General features: G+C 70.2%; 12 protein-coding genes. 10 read left to right on the plus strand and 2 right to left on the minus strand.

The features are described 5' to 3' along the window. Window position 1: 1 nt before the first annotated feature. The 6 genes from murU (at window position 2) to ASG17_RS04035 (ending at window position 9,794) form a co-directional block, all read left to right on the plus strand. Window positions 2-709, plus strand: coding sequence for an N-acetylmuramate alpha-1-phosphate uridylyltransferase MurU (gene murU, locus ASG17_RS04010; RefSeq protein WP_082496193.1), 708 nt, complete (start codon window positions 2-4; stop codon window positions 707-709). After that, entirely contained in the window at window positions 709-3,714 is a 3,006-nt protein-coding gene (gene addB, locus ASG17_RS04015; protein ID WP_056099528.1) for a double-strand break repair protein AddB, read from the plus strand. The genes murU and addB overlap by 1 nt, the downstream gene beginning before the upstream one ends. Next, the gene (addA, locus tag ASG17_RS04020) at window positions 3,711-7,190 is read left to right on the plus strand and encodes a double-strand break repair helicase AddA (RefSeq protein WP_056099530.1); all 3,480 of its coding nucleotides are present in this window, start codon (window positions 3,711-3,713) and stop codon (window positions 7,188-7,190) included. The genes addB and addA overlap by 4 nt, the downstream gene beginning before the upstream one ends. A 114-nt stretch (window positions 7,191-7,304) precedes the next feature. Beyond that, complete coding sequence (gene trxA, locus ASG17_RS04025; RefSeq protein WP_056099533.1) at window positions 7,305-7,640, plus strand: thioredoxin TrxA; 336 nt, start codon at window positions 7,305-7,307, stop codon at window positions 7,638-7,640. Window positions 7,641-7,817: 177 nt separating this feature from the next. Then, entirely contained in the window at window positions 7,818-8,240 is a 423-nt protein-coding gene (locus ASG17_RS04030; RefSeq protein ID WP_056099536.1) for a DUF2141 domain-containing protein, read from the plus strand. An 81-nt stretch (window positions 8,241-8,321) separates the two neighbouring features. Next, window positions 8,322-9,794: a carotenoid oxygenase family protein gene (locus tag ASG17_RS04035; protein ID WP_056099539.1), complete on the plus strand. Its 1,473-nt coding sequence runs from the start codon at window positions 8,322-8,324 to the stop codon at window positions 9,792-9,794. Between the two features lie 39 nt (window positions 9,795-9,833). Here ASG17_RS04035 and ASG17_RS04040 read toward each other — a convergent pair whose 3' ends face one another. Next, entirely contained in the window at window positions 9,834-10,589 is a 756-nt protein-coding gene (locus ASG17_RS04040; protein WP_056099544.1) for a LytTR family DNA-binding domain-containing protein, read from the minus strand. Further along, a complete protein-coding gene (locus tag ASG17_RS04045; RefSeq protein WP_056099547.1) occupies window positions 10,589-11,344 on the minus strand; it encodes a TetR/AcrR family transcriptional regulator in 756 nt (251 codons plus the stop codon). The genes ASG17_RS04040 and ASG17_RS04045 overlap by 1 nt, the downstream gene beginning before the upstream one ends. A gap of 161 nt (window positions 11,345-11,505) precedes the next feature. Here ASG17_RS04045 and ASG17_RS04050 point away from each other — a divergent pair, with 161 nt between their 5' ends. From ASG17_RS04050 to ASG17_RS04065, 4 genes are all read left to right on the plus strand, one after another. Next, on the plus strand, window positions 11,506-13,719 hold the full coding sequence (locus ASG17_RS04050) for a TonB-dependent receptor (RefSeq protein ID WP_056099550.1): 2,214 nt from the start codon (window positions 11,506-11,508) through the stop codon (window positions 13,717-13,719). 114 nt (window positions 13,720-13,833) lie between these two features. Beyond that, window positions 13,834-15,189, plus strand: a complete 1,356-nt coding sequence (locus tag ASG17_RS04055; RefSeq protein ID WP_056099553.1) for an MFS transporter — start codon at window positions 13,834-13,836, stop codon at window positions 15,187-15,189. 200 nt (window positions 15,190-15,389) lie between these two features. Then, window positions 15,390-16,580, plus strand: a complete 1,191-nt coding sequence (sucC, locus tag ASG17_RS04060; protein ID WP_056099556.1) for an ADP-forming succinate--CoA ligase subunit beta — start codon at window positions 15,390-15,392, stop codon at window positions 16,578-16,580. Then, entirely contained in the window at window positions 16,580-17,101 is a 522-nt protein-coding gene (locus tag ASG17_RS04065; protein ID WP_056099559.1) for a hypothetical protein, read from the plus strand. The genes sucC and ASG17_RS04065 overlap by 1 nt, the downstream gene beginning before the upstream one ends. Window positions 17,102-17,118: the final 17 nt, after the last annotated feature.

Raw genomic sequence — 17,118 nt, forward strand, 5'->3', positions numbered from 1 at the left:
CATGGTGCTGGCCGCCGGCCTGGGCACTCGCATGCGGCCCCTGACCGACGACCGGCCCAAGGCGCTGGTGGAAGTCGGCGGCCGGGCCCTGATCGACCATGTGCTGGACCGGCTGGCCGAGGCGGGCGTCGAGGAGGCGGTGGTCAATGTCCACTGGTTCGCCGACCGTCTGGAGAGCCATCTGGCCGGGCGGATGACGCCCCGCATCGTCATCTCCGACGAGCGCGAGGAACTGCTGGAGACCGGCGGCGGGCTGAAGAAGGCGCGCGAGCTGGTCGGCGATCAGCCGGTGTGGGTCGCCAATATCGATAGCGTGTGGATCGACCGGGCCAATGCCCTGGCCGACCTCGCCGAAGCCTGGGACCCGGCCAGGATGGACGCCATCCTGCTGCTGGCGCGGCGCGAGGGGTCGATCGGTTTCGAGGGGGCGGGCGACTTCTTCCTGGAGGAGACCGGTCGTCTGCGCTTCCGGGGCGACGCCGACAGCGCGCCCTATGCCTATATGGGGGTGCATATCACCCGACCTCAGGTCGTGGACGGCGGGCCGGACGGGCCCTTCTCGCTCAGCCCCATCTGGCGGCGACTGGCCGAGGAAGGCCGGCTGTTCGGCCGGGTCCTGGACGGCGACTGGATGCACGTCGGCGATCCGCAGGCGCGTGACGAGGCCGAAGCGCGCCTGAAGTCCGGCACGTCCTCGACAGGGGCCTGATGGCCGGCTGGTTCACCATTCCGGCGCATCGGCCGTTCCTGGCCGATCTGGCGCGCGGCGTGCTGGCCGGTCTGGACCCGGCGGCGCCCGAGCGGCTGGCCGACGGGGTGATCCTGCTGCCCAACCGCCGCGCGGCGCGGGCCCTGTCGGACGCCTTCGCCGAGATCGGCGCGGACCGGCCGCTGCTGCTGCCGCAGATCCGGCCGCTGGGCGACATCGAGGAGGACGAGCCGCCCTTCGCGCCTGGCGACATCGGCCTGGACCTGGCGCCGGCCATCGCACCCCTGGCCCGGCGGTTCGAACTGGCGAAGCTGGTGATGGCGCATCACGCCCCCGCCCACGGCCGCCCACGCCTGGCGCTTGAGATGGCTGAGGCGCTGGGGCGCTTTCTCGACAGTTGCTGGATCGAGGAGGTGAAGGATCCATCGCGTGTCGCCGATCTGGTCGACGCCGATCTGGCCGAGCACTGGCAGGCGACCGCCGCCTTCCTGGCCATCGCCGTCGAGACCTGGCCGAAGCGGCTGGCCGAACTGGGCCTGATGGACCCGCAGGCCAGGAAGGTCGCCCTGCTGAGCCGTCTGGCCGAGCAGTGGGACGCCCGCCCGCCCGCAGGCCCCGTGCTGGCGGCCGGATCGACCGGGACGGTCCCCGCCGCCGGACGCGTGCTGGCCGCCGTCGGTCGGGCGCCGGAAGGGGCCGTGGTGCTGCCGGGTCTTGATCTGGGTCTGGACGACCGCGCCTGGGACGCAGTGGACGACCAGCATCCGCAAGGGGCGATGAAGCGTCTGCTGATCCGGTCCGGCGTGATTCGCGACCGGGTCGCCGTCTGGGGCGGCGCTGCGCCGGACACGGCCCGCGTGCGGCTGATCTCCCAGGCGCTGAAGCCGCCGGAGGTCACGGATGACTGGCGCGACACCATCGACCGGATGGGCCGCGCCGGGCTGGACGAGGGGCTGGCCGGGCTGACGGCCGTTTCCGCCCGCACCGAGGACGCGGCCGCCGCGACCGCCGCCGTCCTGATGCGCCAGACGCTGGAGACGCCGGGCGCCACCGCGGCGCTGGTGACGCCCGATCCGGTGTTCGCCCGACGGGTGCAGGCGCGGCTGTCGCGCTGGGGATTGACGGCCGATTCCTCGGCCGGGACCGTGCTGACCGAACTGCCGGTCGGCGTGCTGATGGGGCAGGCGGCGGCCCTGATGGGACGCGGCTTCAGCGCCGTGGCGCTGCTGGCGCTGATCAAGCATCCACGGGTCGAGCTGGGGCTGGAGCCCGGCGATCTGGCCGGACGACGGCGCGATCTGGAACGCTGGGGCCTGCGCGGCCCGCGCCTGACCGGATGGGCCGCGCTGGAAGCCCGCTTGATCGAGGCGCGCGACGGCAGGGGCGAGCGGGACGACGGCCGCCGCCGCGTCGAGCCGGAGCGGGCGGCGGCGGTCTTCGATCTGATCGCGCGCGTGCGTGACGCGCTGGCGCCCCTTGAGCGCGCGCCGTCGCAGGCGTCGCCGGACGTTCTGGCCCGCGCCCTGGTCGAGGCGCTGGAGCGGCTGGCGCCCGCCGACAGCCTGTGGCGCGGCCCGGACGGCGAGGCGGCGGCGGGACTGCTGGCCCAGATCATCGAGGACGGCGCGGCGCTCGGCCCCGTCGACGCCGACTGTTTCCGGGATCTTCTGGAGCGGCTCGCGGGCGCAGTCGTGGTGCGGACCGGCGGCGACGTGCATCCGCGGCTGCGCATCCTGGGCGCCATCGAGGCGCGGCTGGTGCGGGCCGACCGGATGATCCTGGCGGGACTGGAGGAAGGCGTCTGGCCGGGCGGCTCCGGCGTCGATCCCTTCCTGTCGCGGCCGATGCGGACGAAGCTGGAACTGCCGCCGCCCGAACGCCGCATCGGCCTGTCGGCCCACGACTTCGCCCAGGCCGCGTCAGGGCCCGAAGTGATCCTGCTGCACGCCGAACGGCGCGGCGGTCAGCCGTCGGTGAAGTCACGCTGGCTGTGGCGGCTGGAGACCCTGGCCAGGGGCGCGGGCCTGGACGGCCTGCCCGGACGCGAGGGTCTGGAGGCCTGGACCGCCGCGCTGGACGCGCCCGATCCGGCGCCGCCGATGAGCCTGAAGCCCGCGCCGCGCCCGGCGCCGACGCCGCCCGTGGAGGCCCGGCCGCTGCAGTTGTCGGTCACCGGCGTCGAGACCTGGGTGCGTGACCCCTACGCCATCTACGCGCGGCGCATCCTGGGCCTCAGCGTCCTCAACCGCCCCGACGAACAGGTCGACGCCATGCTGCGGGGCCAGGCCATCCATAAGGCGCTGGAGCTGTTCGCCGAGGGCTGGGACGCGCGCGCCATCAAAGCCGCGCCGGCCCGGTTCGCGGACCTCTATCGCACCGAACTTCTGAAGGCCGGTCTGCCCGAGGCGGCGCTGGCGCGCGAGGCGACCCTGGGCTCCGCCATCGGCGTCTGGGCCACCGACTTCGAGACCCAGCGGCGGGCCGGCGGGGCCCATGTCTATCAGGAGCGCGAGGGCCGGATGACCCTGGCGACGACGCGCGGCGACTTCGTCCTGACCGCCCGCGCGGACCGGCTGGAGGTCGATGACGGCCGCATCTCGGTGATCGACTTCAAGACCGGCGCGGCGCCGAGCTGGAAACAGGTCAACAGCGGCTTCTCGCCCCAGCTGTCGCTGACCGCCGCCATCGCGCGGGCGGGCGGGTTCGCCGAGCTGGGGTCGGTCCAGCCCAAGGACCTGCTCTACATCTCCGTCACCGGCCGCAATCCGCCCGCGCGCATCACCGACGTCGGCGGGCCCGGCCAGCGCGAACCGCAGCCGGTCGAGCAGACGGTGGACGAGGCGCTGGAGGGGCTGAACCGTCTGATCGGCGACTATGAGAGGCGCGAGCGGGCCTATGTCTCGCGCTCGGCCCCGCCGTTCGCCCAGCGCGCCTACAGCGACTACGACCACCTGGCCCGCGTGCGCGAATGGTCGGTCGCCGACGAGGCGGAGGGCGAGGGATGAGCGCGCCCAATCCGCAGGCCACCGCCGCCGATCCCGGCGTCAACGCCTTCGTCATGGCCAATGCCGGGTCCGGCAAGACCACGACCCTGGTGTCGCGGGTGGCGCGCCTGCTGCTGCGCGGATCGCCGCCGTCGGCGGTGCTGTGCCTGACCTTCACCAAAGCCGCCGCCGCCGAGATGCAACGCCGTCTCTATCAGCGTCTCGGTCAGTGGGCGGTGGCCGAGGACGCCGAGCTTCGCGGCGAACTCGGTCGGCTGGAGCACCGCGATCCGGCCGGGTATGCGGCGAAGGAACTGTCGCGCGCCCGCACCCTGTTCGCCCGCGCGCTGGAGACGCCGGGCGGGCTGAAGATCCAGACCATCCACGCCTTCTGCGAACAGCTGCTGCGCCGCTTCCCGATCGAGGCGGGGGTGTCGCCCAGCTTCCGTGTCATCGACGACGCCGAGGCCGCCGCCATCCGCGTGACGGCGCGCGAGGCGGTGGCGCGGGCGGCGCTGGCGGGCGACCCGCCCATCGTGGCGGATGCCTATGCGGCCCTGTCCGGCGCCCTGGCCCATTCTGATTTCGAGGGCCTGTTCGACCGGTTCGAGGCGCGGCGCGATGCGCTGGACGCCTATGTCGCCTCGGTCGGCGGCGCGGCGGGCCTGCCGGGCGCGCTGGCCGAGGCGGTCGGTCTGGACGGCTGGGTCGATCCCGAAGCGGTCGAGGCCGAGATGGTCTCGCCGCCGCATCTGGATCCCGCTGCCTGGTTCGCCGCCGCCGGCTCCCTGTCGCGCGGCTCGGTCACCGACCAGAAGCGCGGCGTCGCCATGCAGGCGGTGGCCGAAGCGGTCGCGGGTGGCCAAGGCGATGTGGTCGAGGCGGTGCGAGCCATCTTCTTCACGGCCGATGGCGAGCCGCGCAAGTCGATGGCGACCAAACAGATCGACGCCGACACAACTTTCTGGCTGATCGAGGAACAGACCCGGCTTGCCGAGGCGGTGCACGTCGCCCGCGCCGCGCGCGTGGCGGCCAATACGCTGAGCGTCCTGGTGCTGGCAGAAGTCTACGGGCGCGCCTATGCGACGGCCAAGACGGCGACGGGCGCGCTGGACTTCGCCGATCTGATCGCCCGCACACGCGACCTGCTGACCGACGGGCCGGGCGCCGCCTGGGTGCTGTTCAAGCTGGACGGCGGGGTCGATCACCTGCTGGTCGACGAGGCGCAGGACACCTCGCCCGAGCAGTGGGACATCGTGCGCGCCCTGACCGAGGAATTCTTCCGCGGCGACGGCGCCCATGAGGCCGGGCGGCGCGGCGAGATCGAACGCACCGTTTTCGTCGTCGGCGACGAGAAGCAGTCGATCTTCTCCTTCCAGGGCGCGGCGCCGGAACGGCTGCTGAAGGAGAGCCAGCTCTATCGCCAGATCATCGAGGGGGCCGGGCGGCGGTTCGAGACGGTCAAACTGCTGCAATCCTGGCGCTCGACGCCCGAGGTGCTCCAGTTCGTGGACGCCGTCTTCGCCACGCAGGCGCGTGCCGAGGCGCTCAGCCCTGGTCGCGGCGGGCTGGAGGACCGGGTCGATGCGGTCATTCGCCACGACGCCGCGCGCACCGACGGCCTGCCTGGGACCGTGGACGTCTGGGAGGTCGAGGTCGATGCGCCGGCGGCCGACCGCCGGGCCTGGGACGAGCCGATGGATGCGGCCGAGCGCGGCGGCGCGCGGCGGCGGCTGGCCGAAAAGCTGACGGCCGAGATCGGCGAGATGGTCAGGCGTGGCGAGGCGGTGCACGATCCGAAGACCCGCTCCCTGCGCGCCATGGACTGGGGCGACGTGCTGGTGCTGGTCAAGAAGCGCGGCCCGATGTTCGAGGAGATGCTGCGTTCGCTGAAGCGCTCCGGCGCGCCGGTGGCGGGGGCGGACCGGCTGAAGCTGGCGGCGCACCCGGTGTTCGAGGATTTGCGGGCCCTGGCGCGCACGGCCCTGTTCCCCACTGACGACCTATCGCTGGCCGGGGTGCTGCGCAGCCCGCTATGCGACGTGTCGGAAGAGCGGTTGTTCGAGCTGGCGTACAAGCGCTCGGGCCGCCTGTGGCCGGCGCTGCGGGACCGGGCGGGCGAGGCGGATTTGGGCGATGCGGCCGATCTGATCGGCGGCTTCCGCGCGGCGGCAGGCAGGGCGACGCCGTTCGACCTGTTCTCCGGCCTGATGGAGCGGCGCGATCGGCGGGGCCTGACGGTGCGCCAGCGGTTCCTGACGCGGCTGGGGTCCGAGGCGGCCGACGCCATCGACGCCTTTTTGGCCCAGGCCCTGGCGGCGGAACAGCGCGGCTCGCGCGATCTGGAACGGTTCGCCGCCGATCTGGACCGGCTGGACCAGACGGTGAAGCGCGAGATGGACGAGCCGCGCGGCGAGGTCCGTGTAATGACCGCCCACTCGTCCAAGGGGCTGGAGGCGCCGGTGGTGATCCTGCCGGACACCATCTTCCAGGACCCGCTGGGCGACGCCCTGCTGGAGATCGAGGGTGGCGGCTTCCTGTGGTGCGGCTCCAAAAAGGACGACTGCGCTGTCACCGCCACGGCGCGGGAGGCCCGCAAGAAGAAGGGCGAGGAGGAGAGCCTGCGTCTGCTCTATGTCGGCCTGACGCGGGCGCGCGACCGACTGATTCTGGGCGGGCGGATCGCCGCCAACCGCAAGCTGGACGGCGTCGAGGCCTGGTGGGGTCCGGCGACCCAGGCGATGCAGACGCTGGGCCGCGAAGTCCAGAAGGGCGACATGACGATCCGGCGGTTCGGGCCCGATCCGGACACAGCGCCGCGTGCGGAGACGCGAGCGGCGGATACGGCCGCGCCGCCGGGCTGGCTGCTGGCTCCGCCCGAGGCGGAGGCGGGCGTGCGCCTGCTGGCCCCGTCGCAGGCTGAGGCCGAAAGCACCGGCCGCGCCCGTCCACCCGCCCTGTCGCCCCTGGCGCGTCAGGCGACCCAGGCGGGCGCCGCCATGGGCCGGTTCCGGCGCGGCGACCTGATCCACCGGCTGCTGGAGCGGCTGCCCGACCTGCCGCCCGCCGACTGGGACAGCGCCGCCGTCCGCCTGCTGGCGCGAGAGCGCGACCTGTCGGACGACCAGCGCGCGGAGATGATCGCCGCCGCCCTGTCGGTGCTGCGCGACGACCGCTTCGCGCCGGTGTTCGGCCCCGGCTCGCGCGCCGAGGCGGGGGTGGTCGGGCCGTTCCGGGGACGCACCGTCTCGGGCCGGATCGACCGGCTGGTGGCGACGCCGGACCGGGTGCTGATCGTCGACTACAAGACGAACCGTCCCGCGCCCGATCGGCTGGAGGACGTGGACCCCGCCTACATCATCCAGCTGGCCGTATACGCCGAGGTGCTGAAGGGCGCCTGGCCCGGTCGCGCGGTCGAGGCGGCCCTGGTCTGGACCGACGGGCCGAAGCTGACGCACGTGCCGGCCGACGCGATGACGGCGTCGCTGCTGCAGTAAATCTGCGCCGTGGGCGTAGAAATCCCGGCGTTGATTTCGCTCTGGGGGTCGCCCACATGGAGCATCGAATGGCGAGGAATCAGCGCGGCTGATCCGCCGATAGGAGACATCGAAATGGCCACCGTGAAGGTCACCGACGAAAGCTTCGACGCCGACGTCCTGAAATCGTCCACCCCCGTGCTGGTGGACTTCTGGGCCGAGTGGTGCGGCCCCTGCAAGCAGATCGGCCCGGCCCTGGAGCAGATCGCCGACGAGTACGCCGGCCAGGTCACCATCGCCAAGGTCAACATCGACGACAGCCCCCTGACCCCGTCCAAGCTGGGCGTGAAGGGCATCCCGACCTTGATGCTGTTCAAGGACGGCCAGCTTGCCTCGCTGAAGGTCGGCGCCATGCCCAAGGGCAAGATCGTCGAGTGGCTGGCCGAGTCCGGCGTGTCCCCGACCGTCTGATCACGAAACCCGCGAACGGCCACGTGGTCGTTCACGCTTCGCCAATGACAAACGGCCGCCGTTCGCGAAGGACAGGCGGCCGTTTCCGTATCCGGGCTGGAACGGCGGCGGCGTGAGGTCGAGGGTCTGGTCATCGAGGCCCGGTCGTCGGGTCCTCACAGACCCGAAGAGCCCGCCATGAAAATCCTGATCCCCGCCGTCCTCGTCGCCGCCCTGATCGCCGGCCCGGCCTTCGCCCAATCGGCCGACAACAGCGTGACCGTCCAGTTCGAGACCGGCGCCGCGACCGGCGCCGTCATGGTCGGCCTGTATGACAGCGCCGATGCATACAACGGCCATCGCACCTTCCGCGGGGGACGCATCGCAGCGACCGGCGGCGTGGTCACGGTGACCTTCGATCAGCTGCCGGCCGGCGAGTACGCCGTCAGCGCCTTCCACGACGTCAACGGCGACGGGACGATGAACGCCAACCCCTTCGGCATGCCGACCGAGCCCTACGCCTTTTCGAACAACGCCAAGGGCAACATGGGCCCCGCCTCCTGGGATGCGGCGAAGTTCGCCGTGTCGGGCGCGGTCACCCAGACGATCACCATTCGCTGACGCGGGGGCCTAAAAGGCCGCGACGCGGTCGCTGCCTGCTTGAGGCCTGATCCCTGAACCTCCTCCAGATCCGAGTTCACCATGACCCCCTCCCGCCGTTCCTTCCTGATGGGCGCCGCCGCCTTGTCGGCCGCCGTGGCCACGCCCGAGCTGGCCTTCGCCCGCGCCGCCAATGACGCCGCCGCCGGAAACGCCGACTGGGCGCTGGCGACGCAGGACCTGCCGGGCGACATCGCGCCCACCGCCATGCGTCTGGTTCACGGCCGGGCGCCGGCGGGGCTGGAGGGGGCGCTGTTCCGCAACGGGCCGGGCCAGTTCCGGCGGCCAGGCGGGTCGGCGACGCACTGGTTCGACGGCGACGGCCTGATGCGCGCCTTCCGCATCCGGGACGGTCAGGCCACGCTGGAGGCGCGGTTCGCCGATACGCCCAAGCGGCGATACGAGAGCGAGATCGGCGCGGTAGTCACCCCCGGCTTCGGCACGGCGGGCGACGGCCGGGCGCGGCTGGGTTCGCCCGACGACGCCAACGCCGCGAACACGGCGGTGATGACGGCCGGCGATCAGGTCTGGGCCCTGTGGGAGGCCGGATCGCCGATGGCGATGGATCGCGGGGACCTGTCGACCAGGGGCTTCGTCACCCTGCGCGACGATCTGAAGGGGATGCCGTTCCAGGCCCACCCGCGCTATGCGCCGGACGGCTCGATCTGGAACATCGGCCTGCACGGCGACCGGATGATCGTCTGGGCGCTGAACCCCGACCGGTCGCTGCGGGACGCCCAGGTCGTGGACCTGCCGCGCGCCAGCTACATGCACGACTTCACCGCCACCGACCGGCATATGGTGATCGTCATGCAGCCTTGGGTCTTCGACCATTCGGGCCTGCCCTACGCCAGTCAGTTCGCTTGGAAGCCCGAGATGGGGACGCAGGTGATGGTGCTGGACAAGGCGGACCTGAGCCGGCGGCGGATCTATGAGCTGCCGGCCTTCTCCTACTTCCATTTGGGGGACGCCTGGGCGGACGCGGGCGGGACGATCCGCTTCGACGTGGCGGCGGGCAAAGACGTGGCCTTCGCGGTGGAGGGCGCGCGGGTGCTGGTCGAGCAGCGCGGGACGGTGCCGGGCACGCCGGCCGAACTGACGCTGGTCACCCTGCACGCCGACGGCCGGGCTGAGATGACCGGCACGAGCGTCACCGCCGAGTTCCCGCGCGCGGATCCGCGCCGGACGGGGGCCCAGCGGCGGCTGAGCGTGCACGTCACCGGCGAGACCGGCGGACGACCGCTGGCGACCGGCATCGGTGTGCAAGACTGGGAAAGCGGCCGGCATCAGGCCTTCGACTTCGGCGACCGCCAGGTGATGGAGGAGGCGGTCTTCGTGCCCAGGCCGGGACGGTCGGAAGAGGACGCGGCCTGGCTGGTGGCGCCGTCGATCAGCCTGCAGGCCGGGGTGACGGAGCTGCATGTGTTCGAGGCGTCGCGGGTGGCGGACGGGCCGGTGGCGACCTGGCGGGCGGACGTGGCGTTGCCCGCGGGTTTCCACGGGATCTGGGCTTAGGGGCGACGACCCTCTCCCTCTGGGAGAGGGATGGCGTTCTCAGTACCAGCCCGCGTCCCTTAGCGCCCGCGCGTACCGGCGGCTGACCGGGGCGACGAGCCCGCCGTCCAGGGTCAGCAGCGCCCGGCCATCTCCGCGCTCCACGTCGCGCACCGCATCCTTCGCCACCCACCAGCTGCGGTGGGTCTGGGCGCCTTCCAGGCCCTCCAACTCGTCCAGGGCGTCCGACAGGCGCATCAGGATCAGGTCCGATCCCCGGTCGGTATGGACGCGCAGATAGTGGTCCTCGGACTGGACGGCGCGGATGGCGGCGCCCCTCAGCTTGATCGGAAGGCGGTCGGGGAAGCGCGCCCTGGCCTGGCCGACGGCGGGGGCGTGGGTCTGGATCGGGCGGGCGCGCGTGACGAAGACGTTGATGGCGCAGATGACGGCGGTGACCAGCACCACATATCCGGAGATCGTCGGCAGCAGGCTCAGCGGCATCCAGCGACCGTTCAGCGCCGGCCCCGTGAACGCCCAGACGGCGACCGCCAGCGGGCCGGAGATGGCGGTGGTCAGCAGGCCCACGTTCAGCCAGGGCTTCTCGTCCAGGGCCACGAACCGGTCCAGCAGCACCGAACACGCGTGCCCCCAGACGCCGCCCAGGATCATCATCGGCACCCAGTAGGCGAAGCGCACGTCCAGCGGCGCGCGATAGGTCTCGAAGGCCCCGGTGATGGCCAGAACGACGCCGCCCAGGCCGGCGACGACCAGCCCGCGTCCGAACTCGCGCGGCTTCCAGTCTCCCAGTCGCATCAGCCGCGCTCGGGCTGACAGACGGCGCGGAAGCCGGCGGCGGCGAAGCGGACCATGTAGTCGCCCGCCGTCTCCAGATCGCCGGAGCGGCACAGGCCGTTCGACAGCCGGTCCAGCCGCCCGGTCTCGCCCAGGGTCAGGGTCAGGGCGCCGGACAGGTTGTGATAGGCCCAGTAGAGATCGACCTCGCGCGACCCCGGCAGGACCTGCGCGATCAGTTCGATCAGGCGGCGAATCGCGGGATCGAAGTAGCGGGCCATGGTCTCGCCGCCGAAGGTCGGGCTGGCGTTCGTCTGGGCGACCAGGGCGGCGTAGTGTTTCCACCCGGGACCGCCCTTCAGCGACCATTCGAACGGTGGGCGCAGGAACGCCTCCAGCACGCCTTCCAGCGTCATCGCTTCGCCCATCTGCTCGGCGTAGCGGTTGATGGCGTCGACCCGTTCGCTGTTCCAGACCTCTGCCCGGCGCAGGAAGACGGCGTCGAACAGTTCGCGCTTGGCCCCGAAGTAATAGTGCACAAGGGCCGTATCGACCCCCGCCTCGCGCGCCACCTCGCGGATCGTGACGCCATAGAAGCCGTGCTTGGAGAACAGGTCCTCCGCCGCGTCCAGGATGGTCTCGCGGGTGTTGCCGGCATCGCGGACGCGGCTTTTGGGCGGGCGTCCCCGGCGGGCGGGGGCGCCGTCGCGCGCCGCGCCGGCACGATTGGTCTGCGCGGGGTTCGGCGCTGGGGTCGGCTTGGGCGCGAGCGTCATGGTCGCAACTAGTCATGACCGGGCCGCCGGTGCAACGGCGCCACAGGGGCCGCCTAACCCAGCGTCACCGTTTGACAGCCAGGTGATTACCGGTCAGGTTCCGGGAAAATCATTGAACGCTGAATAAAAGCGTCATCGGCAGGAAATCTGGAGGGCTACCTATGAACCGCTTTGTGAAAACCGCCTTGCTGGCGGGGGCCGCCTCGTGCGCGCTTTCGACCGGCGCCATGGCTCAGAACGCCAGCGTCAATGCGACCGCCGGCGAATCGTCGCTGGGCGACGTCATCGTCACCGCGCGTCGCCGCGACGAACAGCTAAAGGACGTCCCTGTCGCCGTCTCGGCCATCTCGGCTGAGACGCTGCAACAGACCGGCGCCACCGACATCACCGCCCTGCAGCAGCAGACGCCGAACGCCACGGTCCAGATCGCCCGCGGCTCCAACTCGACCCTGATCTCCTTCATCCGCGGCGTCGGCCAACAGGATCCGCTGTGGGGCTTCGAGCCCGGCGTCGGCCTCTATGTCGACGACGTCTACATCGCCCGTCCGCAGGGTGCGGTGCTGGACATCTTCGACATCCAGCGCATCGAAGTGCTGCGCGGCCCGCAAGGCACGCTGTACGGCCGCAACACCATCGGCGGCGCGATCAAATATGTGACCAGCCGTCTGGCTGCCGAGCCGGAGTTCATGATCCGCGGCACGGTCGGCTCCTATGACGAGCGCAACTTCCTCGGACAGGCCTCGCTGCCGATCGGCGACACCTTCGCCATCGGCGGGGCGATCGCCACCTATGACCACGACGGCTACGGCACGAACCTGAACACGGGCCAGGATCAGTACGACAAGGACGTCACCGCCTACCGCGCCAGCGCCGAGTGGACCCCTTCGGACAACCTGTTCGTCCGGCTGGCATGGGACAAGGTGGAGGACAACTCCAGCCCCCGCCACGGTCACCGCGAAGTCGTCTCCAGCACCGGCAACTACCGTCCGCCGGCCAATGTCTATGACACCAACGCCGGCATCGTAGGCGAGCAGAAGGTGACGACCGAGGGCGTATCGCTGACCGGCGAATACCGCCTGAACGACACCATCACCCTGAAGTCGATCACCGCCTATCGCGAAGGCGACACGGCGACCGTCATCGACTTCGACGAGACGCCGCTGCCGACGCTGGACGTTCCCGCCCTCTATTCGGACGACCAGTTCACGCAAGAACTGCAGATCCTGTTCGAGGGCGATCGCTGGTCGGGCGTCGCCGGCCTGTTCTACCTAGACGGCACCTCGTCGGGCGTGTTCGACACCATCGCGGGCAACCTGGGCCTGTCCATCGCGGCGGCCGGTTCGGTCGACACCAAGTCGTTCTCGGCCTTCGCCGACTTCAGCTACGACATCACCGACCGTCTGCACGCGTCGATCGGCGGCCGCTATACCTCGGACGACAAGGAAGCCTCGGTCTACCGCGCCTTCTTCCTGGGCGCGACGCGATCGCCGCTGACCGGCGGCGTCGACCGTGCGCCCCTGCTGGTGCGCACCAACTACACGGCGTCCGACACCTTCGATAAGTTCACGCCGCGCGCCAGCCTGTCCTACGACTTCTCGGACGACGTGACCGGCTATGTCTCCGTCAGCCAGGGCTTCAAGTCCGGCGGCTGGGACATGCGCGGCGACGCGGCACTGACGCCGCAGACGGTGGATGGCTATCAGCCGGAAACCGTCACCGCCTACGAACTGGGCCTGAAGGGCACGGCCCTGGACGGCCGCGTCCAGTTCGCCTCCGCCGCCTTCTACTCGGACTACCAGGACCAGCAGATCACGGTGCAGCAGGTGGCCACGCCGCCGGCCGTCGGCATCGCCTCGATCGTCGACAACGTCGGTTCATCCAGCATCTACGGCGTGGAACTGGAAGGCACCGCCTTCCTGACGGACGCCCTGACCGCGCGGGCGTCGATCGGCTACCTGAAGAACGAGTTCGACGAGTACGTCACCTTCATCACCGGTTCGCCGGTCGACATCTCCGACACCAAGGAGCCCCAGAACTCGCCCGAGCTCTCGGCCTTCTTCGCGGTGAGCTACACGGCCCCGGTCCTGGGCGGCGAGCTGGTGGTGACGCCGTCGGTGTCCTACCGCTCGGACTATCACCTATTCGACCAGCCCGACCCGGTGCTGGACCAGGACGCCTACACCCTGCTGGACGTCGGCGCGGTGTGGACCTCGCCCAGCGGCCACTTCGAGGTGGGCGTCTTCGGCAAGAACCTGACGGACGAACAGTACCGCGTGGGCGGCTACAACTTCCCGGGCGCGACCTACAACAACTCGATCTCCGCCTTCTACGGTCCGCCGCGGACCTGGTCGGTGCAGCTGACGGCCCGCTACTAGGGCTGAGACAATCCTTCCTTGAGGGCGGCGGTTCGACAGGGCCGCCGCCCTTTTTCTCTCTGGCGCGGATGATCTAGGCTGCGCGCCGATCAAGAAGACGCATCGAGGACCGCCATGGACGCCGCCGCACAGACCTCGCGACCCGCCGCATCCGGCTACCGCTTCTACGTCCTGGCGGTGCTGATCCTGATCTACATGCTGAACTTCCTGGATCGGCAGATCATCGGCATCCTGGCCACGCCGCTGAAGGCGCACTTCGGTCTGTCGGATACGCAGTTCGGCCTGCTGGGCGGCCTGGCCTTCGCCTCCGTCTATTCGACCCTGGCCATTCCCCTGGCCTGGGTGGCCGACCGGTTCAGCCGCGTCTGGGTGATGACCGGCGCCCTGGCGGTGTGGTCGGGCTTCACCGCCCTGTGCGGCGTCGCCGGCTCCTTCACCCAGCTGTTCCTGTTCCGCATGGGCGTGGGCGTGGGCGAGGCGGGCGGCGTGGCCCCGGCCTATTCGCTGATCGCCGACTACTTCCCCAAGGAACAGCGTGCCCGCGCCCTGGCCGCCTACGCCTTCGGCATCCCCTTGGGCACCGCCGCCGGCACGCTGGTCGGCGGGGTTCTGGCCGCCAAGTTCGGCTGGCAGACCGCCTTCATCGTCGTGGGCCTGCTGGGCGTGCTGGTCGCGCCCCTGCTGCGCCTGACCGTCAAGGATCCCAAGCGCGGCGGTCTGGATGCCCCCGTCATTGCCCAGCCCGTCGCGGCTCCTGCAGCGACTGAGAAACCCAAGGCGCCCAGCTTCGGCGCCGTGTGCAAGCTGCTGTTCGCCAAGCGCAGCTTCTGGCTGCTGTCGTTCGGCGCGGCCGCGTCCTCGGTCTGCGGTTACGGCGTCGCCGGCTGGCTGCCCAGCTTCTTCATGCGCAGCTTCGACCTCAGCCTGATCCAGACCAGCTGGTATTATTCCGGCATCGCCCTGGTCGGCGGCATCACCGGCATCTGGGGCGGCGGCATGATCGCCGATCGCCTGGGCAAGAAGAACAAGGGCGCCTATCCGCTGGTGCCGGCCATCGCCTTCCTGATCTCGGCGCCCTGTTTCATCCTGGCGATGAACTCGGCTTGGCTGATCGGCCAGATCATCCCCGGCGGCGGCACCCAGGGTCAGGCCTTGACGGTCGCCTTCCTGATCTTCCTGATCCCGACGGGCCTGAACCTGACTTGGCTGGGGCCGATCACCGCCGCGGTCCAGCATCTGGTGCCGCCGCCGATGCGGACCACGGCCTCGGCCCTGTTCCTGCTGATCAACAACCTGCTGGGGATCGCCGTTGGCTTCTACTATTTCGGGGCCGTGTCCGACCTGCTGGCGCCCACCTTCGGCGAGGAGAGCCTGCGCTGGGCGATCTATACGGGCATGGGTTTCTACGTGCTGTCGTCCTTCCTGCTGATCGGCGCCTCGCGCACGCTGAAGCGGGATTGGGTGGAGTAGTCTCCCTCCCCTTCATGGGGAGGGACGGCGAGCCCGAGAGCCCGGGTGGGGAAGTTCGCGAGCGGATGCCTCTACGAACCCCACCGCGTCGGCTGCGCCGACACCCCTCCCCATAAAGGGGAGGGAGAAGCGGTTGCACCTGCGAAGGTGGCGGTCCTATAAGCCCCCACCTCCCTCTTCGCAGGCATCCGGCGGCGTCCATGAACATTCACGAATATCAGGCCAAGCAGGTTCTGAAGGGCTTCGGCGCCCCCGTCGCGGCGGGCGTGGCCGTCACCTCGGTCGATCAGGTCGAGGCCGCCGCCCGGTCTTTGCCCGGCCCGCTCTATGTCGTGAAATCGCAGATCCACGCCGGCGGGCGCGGCAAAGGCAAGTTCAAGGAACTGGGCCCCGACGCCAAGGGCGGCGTGCGCCTGGCCTTCTCGGTCGAGGAAGCCGTCAAGCACGCCGGCGAGATGCTGGGCAACACCTTGGTCACCGCGCAGACCGGCGACGCCGGCAAGCAGGTCAATCGCCTCTACATCGAGGACGGCGCCGACATCGAGCGCGAGCTGTACTGCTCGCTGTTGGTCGACCGCGCCCACGGCCGCATCGCCTATGTCGTTTCGACCGAAGGCGGCATGGACATCGAGGCCGTCGCCCACGACACGCCCGACAAGATCCACACCATCGTCATCGACCCTGAAGCGGGCGTGACCGACGCCGACGTCGCCGCCATCAACGTCGCCTACGGCCTGACGGGCGTGGCCGCCGAGGACGGCAAGTCGCTGTTCCCCATCCTGTACAAAGCCTTCACCGAGAAGGACATGGACATGCTGGAGGTGAACCCCCTCATCGTCATGAAGGACGGCCACCTGCGCGTCCTGGACGCCAAGGTCTCGTTCGACGGCAACGCCCTGTTCCGCCATGAGGACATGAAGGCCCTGCGCGACGAGACCGAGGAAGACGCCAAGGAGATCGAGGCGTCCGAATGGGACCTGGCCTACGTCGCCCTGGACGGCAACATCGGCTGCATGGTCAACGGCGCGGGCCTGGCCATGGCGACGATGGACATCATCAAGCTGTACGGCAAGGAGCCCGCCAACTTCTGTGACGTCGGCGGCGGCGCCGGCAAGGAGAAGGTCGCGGCGGCCTTCAAGATCATCACCGCCGACCCGGCTGTCCAGGGCATCCTGGTCAACATCTTCGGCGGCATCATGAAGTGCGACGTCATCGCCGAGGGTGTGGTCGCGGCTGTGAAGGAAGTGGGCCTGAAGGTGCCGCTGGTCGTCCGTCTGGAAGGCACCAACGCCGAGCTGGGCAAGAAAATCCTGAACGAGTCGGGCCTGACCATCCAGGCCGCCGACGACCTCGACGACGCCGCCCAGAAGATCGTCAAGGCGGTCGGCTGATGTTCGGGGCCATCGCCGCAGCGTTGGCCCTGGTTGCTCCGCAAGCCGTGCCCGGAGCGTCTTTCGATACAGCCTTGAACATGCTTCGGGCTGGGTGCCTTGACGTGCGAGGCGACCGCGATGCGTTCAATGCGGTCGCGCGCGCGCGAGGTTGGCGATCGCTGCCTTTGAGCGCCCGCTCGCCAAACGATTGGATAGACGCCTATCAGGTTGACACGCTCATCGTGCGCCTCTCGCACAGGCCTGCGCAGGACGGTCCCTTGCCCATCCCGGAGCAACTCATCTGCACGGTAGATTATGCGCCTTACGTCACGGATTGGCGGCAGCGCATGGCCTCCGTCACTGTCGATGGGGTAGCGCTTGGAGAGTCAGGCGATGTGCCCTCATCCTATCGACTGCCTCCTGGCTTCAATTTAGGCATCTGGGACTTCGCGAACGGTGATCGATTACACGTAACCGCGATTACGGCGGAGCGGCGGATCGAACTCTCCGTCAACTACGACTACCCTACGGCTCAGTAGGTCACGCGGGTTGTGTG

Source organism: Brevundimonas sp. Leaf363 (genome assembly GCF_001424025.1).
GTDB lineage: Bacteria > Pseudomonadota > Alphaproteobacteria > Caulobacterales > Caulobacteraceae > Brevundimonas.

What these genes read in the sequence shown, in the direction of transcription:
- ASG17_RS04050 (WP_056099550.1), top strand. Translation starts at nt 11,506, where the DNA reads ATGAACCGCTTTGTGAAAACCGCCTTGCTGGCGGGGGCCGCCTCGTGC.
- addB (WP_056099528.1), top strand. Translation starts at nt 709, where the DNA reads ATGGCCGGCTGGTTCACCATTCCGGCGCATCGGCCGTTCCTGGCCGAT.
- ASG17_RS04055 (WP_056099553.1), top strand. Translation starts at nt 13,834, where the DNA reads ATGGACGCCGCCGCACAGACCTCGCGACCCGCCGCATCCGGCTACCGC.
- murU (WP_082496193.1), top strand. Translation starts at nt 2, where the DNA reads ATGGTGCTGGCCGCCGGCCTGGGCACTCGCATGCGGCCCCTGACCGAC.
- addA (WP_056099530.1), top strand. Translation starts at nt 3,711, where the DNA reads ATGAGCGCGCCCAATCCGCAGGCCACCGCCGCCGATCCCGGCGTCAAC.
- sucC (WP_056099556.1), top strand. Translation starts at nt 15,390, where the DNA reads ATGAACATTCACGAATATCAGGCCAAGCAGGTTCTGAAGGGCTTCGGC.
- ASG17_RS04030 (WP_056099536.1), top strand. Translation starts at nt 7,818, where the DNA reads ATGAAAATCCTGATCCCCGCCGTCCTCGTCGCCGCCCTGATCGCCGGC.
- ASG17_RS04045 (WP_056099547.1), bottom strand. Translation starts at nt 11,344, where the DNA reads ATGACGCTCGCGCCCAAGCCGACCCCAGCGCCGAACCCCGCGCAGACC.
- ASG17_RS04035 (WP_056099539.1), top strand. Translation starts at nt 8,322, where the DNA reads ATGACCCCCTCCCGCCGTTCCTTCCTGATGGGCGCCGCCGCCTTGTCG.
- ASG17_RS04065 (WP_056099559.1), top strand. Translation starts at nt 16,580, where the DNA reads ATGTTCGGGGCCATCGCCGCAGCGTTGGCCCTGGTTGCTCCGCAAGCC.
- trxA (WP_056099533.1), top strand. Translation starts at nt 7,305, where the DNA reads ATGGCCACCGTGAAGGTCACCGACGAAAGCTTCGACGCCGACGTCCTG.
- ASG17_RS04040 (WP_056099544.1), bottom strand. Translation starts at nt 10,589, where the DNA reads ATGCGACTGGGAGACTGGAAGCCGCGCGAGTTCGGACGCGGGCTGGTC.